This window comes from Dialister sp. (assembly GCF_051885895.1).
Classification (GTDB): domain Bacteria; phylum Bacillota; class Negativicutes; order Veillonellales; family Dialisteraceae; genus Dialister.
On record NZ_JBJEXP010000101.1, the window covers coordinates 2,831 to 5,491 of the forward strand.

The following is a 2,661-nucleotide window of genomic DNA, read 5'->3' on the forward strand; positions in this document are numbered from 1 at the left end:
CAGCCGCTGCCATTCCCCTCTGAACACTCTGAATCCCCCTTATTAATTTATTTCCTCCGTGTTATAATGAATTCATGGATAAAAATAATTTAAACTCAGGAAAAAAGGTGTCCTTTCTTACTCTTGGCTGCAAGGTTAATCAGTATGACAGCGATGCCATGCGTACCCTCTTTGTAAGGAAAGGGTATGCCCCGGCAGGTGAACATGACGATGCCGACGTATATGTAGTGAATACCTGCTCAGTGACAAGTATCGGCGACAGAAAATCCCGGCAGATGGTACGCCGTATCCGCCGGGCTCATCCCCATGCAGTGATTGCGGTGGCGGGCTGTTATGCCCAGCTGGCACCGGAAGTATTTGAAAAAATGGGGGATGTAGATGTTATTGTAGGCGTGCAGAACCGCTCCCATATTGTGGAATATGTGGAAGAAGCCATGACCCGCACAGACAAAAAGCCTCTTAATGAGACAGTGGATATTATGAAGGTGGACCGCTTTGAAAACATGTCTGTAGATGGAGCAGGAGAAGTGCGGACGAGGGCTTTTGTCAAGGTACAGGAAGGATGTGACAATTACTGTACTTTCTGCATTATTCCCTATGCCCGGGGCCGGCTGAAATCCCGTCTCCAGAAAGATGCGGTAGAGGAAATCCGGAGGCTGGTATCTGAAGGCTATCGGGAAGTGGTGCTGACAGGCATTCATCTGGGCAATTATGGCAAAGACCTTCATGACGGCACTTCTCTGGCTACACTGGTAGCGGAACTGGTGAAAATTCCGGATCTTCTCCGCATTCGTCTGGGATCGGTAGAGTCTGTTGAACTTTCGGAAGATTTGATCCGGATTATCCGGGATGAACCGAAGGTCTGCCGCCATCTGCATCTTCCCATCCAGTCCGGTTCCGATGCCGTGCTGAAGGGGATGAACCGCCACTACCGGCTGCCCCAGTTTAAGCAGCTCATTGCGGAGCTTCGGGAAAAAGTGCCGGGTATTGCCATTACCACTGATCTTATTGTGGGATTCCCCGGGGAAACGGAAGAAAATTTCCTGGAAACATTGGATACGCTGAAGGAAATCCGTTTTTCCGGCATTCATGTATTTCCCTATTCCCGCCGTACCGGTACGCCGGCGGCTTCCTATCCGAACCAGATATCGAATGAGGTGAAGAAAGAAAGGGTTCACCGGGTGCAGGCACTGGAAAAGGGGATTGCCCGTGCGTACAGGGAACAGTTCATGGGAAAGACTGTCCATGTGCTGGCAGAAGAAGTAAAGGATGGATTCTTTGAAGGGCTGACGGGAGAATATATCCGCGTGTCCATCAGAGATTCACATATAGAAAGAGGAAAGATGTATCCTGTCAGGATCGACACCGTGACGGAAGAGGGTCTGTCAGGAACGTTGGCACCGGAAGAGCCATGATTCCTTCGATAGGGATTTTATCATTGCTTTCCGGGCGAAGAAGTAAGGAGGAGTAAGAATGGCTGATTGTATTTTCTGCAAAATCGCTGCCGGAGAAATCCCCAGCACCAAAGTTTATGAAGATGAAAACTGGTATGCCTTCAAGGATATCGAACCCTGCGCACCGGTGCACATTCTGGTGATCCCGAAGAAACATGTGGACAATATCCTTGCTTTTGATGAGGAATACAATAAGAACTTTGCGGACTTCTTCCTGGTAGTTAAGAAGATTGCTCTGGAAGCCGGTCTGAAAGAAAGCGGGTTCCGCCTTGTTATCAATACAGGAGAAAAAGCAGGACAGTCCGTTTTCCATTTCCATGCCCACATTATCGGCGGCAAAGAAATGGGCTGGCCTCCATTCCCGGAAGATAAATAAGACTGACACAGCCCCTCACTGTAAGGGCTGCGGGAGGGCGCTTTTCCATGAGGAAGGCGCTCTTTTTTGATGAGATCGGGCAGACGTAAAACAGCTGGTAAGCAGCAAAAGCCTTGATTAAAATCCGGCGGTTCTCCGGGCGGGCATTGCCGGAAAACGGGGAGAAAACCGGAATCTTTCCGGTATCACGAGGATGCACACGATCCCAAAGGCTGAGCTTTGAATTTTCAGATTTTCTACAGGAGAAATCACAGAATGTCATAGTGAACAAAGAGAAAAAATTAAAAAAGGAAGCACCGGCTCTGCCAATGAACCGGTGCTTCTCTTTTTATTTTTCCCTCATAAAGATTCTGCCTGCTGCAGAGGGATGGGATTTTCTATATGCTTCTTTGGCTTTATACATCCGGTCATCCGCTTCCTTCAGGTGCTCTTCAAAGGTGAGGGCATGGGAGGTATCATGGATACTCCAGCCGAAGGAGGCAGAAGGATCTTTAGGCATGTCGGGCTGTCCCTTCAGCTCTGCCAGCTTTCCATTGATTTTCCTGATGACAGGGGATAGGGAGGCTTCTTTTTCCGATGGGAGGATAACGATGAATTCATCGCCGCCCACGCGTCCGCAGAGAGCGTTTTCACCGGTGGATGAGCGAAGAGTATCGGCCATATGTTTAAGAAACCTGTCACCGGCTATGTGTCCATGAAGATCATTAACTTCTTTCAGCCCGTTCAGATCCATGAAGAGGAGAATATAAGGCTTCCGGCTGTCCATTTTTTCTGCGGCATGAAAGATGCCGGCATGATTGAGAAGGCCGGTAAGGGAATCGTGATAGGCCA

Annotated in this window: 3 protein-coding genes; 2 read left to right on the forward strand and 1 reads right to left on the reverse strand. The window is 49.0% G+C overall.

Annotated features, from left to right (window positions below):
* Positions 1–107: 107 nt before the first annotated feature.
* Both mtaB and ACI4N7_RS08575 read left to right on the forward strand, forming a co-directional pair.
* Positions 108–1,415, forward strand: a complete 1,308-nt coding sequence (mtaB, locus tag ACI4N7_RS08570; RefSeq protein WP_439732943.1) for a tRNA (N(6)-L-threonylcarbamoyladenosine(37)-C(2))-methylthiotransferase MtaB — start codon at positions 108–110, stop codon at positions 1,413–1,415.
* 58 nt (positions 1,416–1,473) lie between these two features.
* Positions 1,474–1,830: a histidine triad nucleotide-binding protein gene (locus ACI4N7_RS08575; RefSeq protein ID WP_273187614.1), complete on the forward strand. Its 357-nt coding sequence runs from the start codon at positions 1,474–1,476 to the stop codon at positions 1,828–1,830.
* A gap of 328 nt (positions 1,831–2,158) precedes the next feature.
* Here the strand turns inward: ACI4N7_RS08575 and ACI4N7_RS08580 are convergent.
* A partial coding sequence (locus ACI4N7_RS08580; protein ID WP_439732944.1) for a GGDEF domain-containing protein occupies positions 2,159–2,661 on the reverse strand: 503 nt, incomplete at its 5' end.

Excerpts from the sequence above, each read along its gene's own strand:
- ACI4N7_RS08575 (WP_273187614.1), top strand. The coding sequence starts at position 1,474 with ATGGCTGATTGTATTTTCTGCAAAATCGCTGCCGGAGAAATCCCCAGC.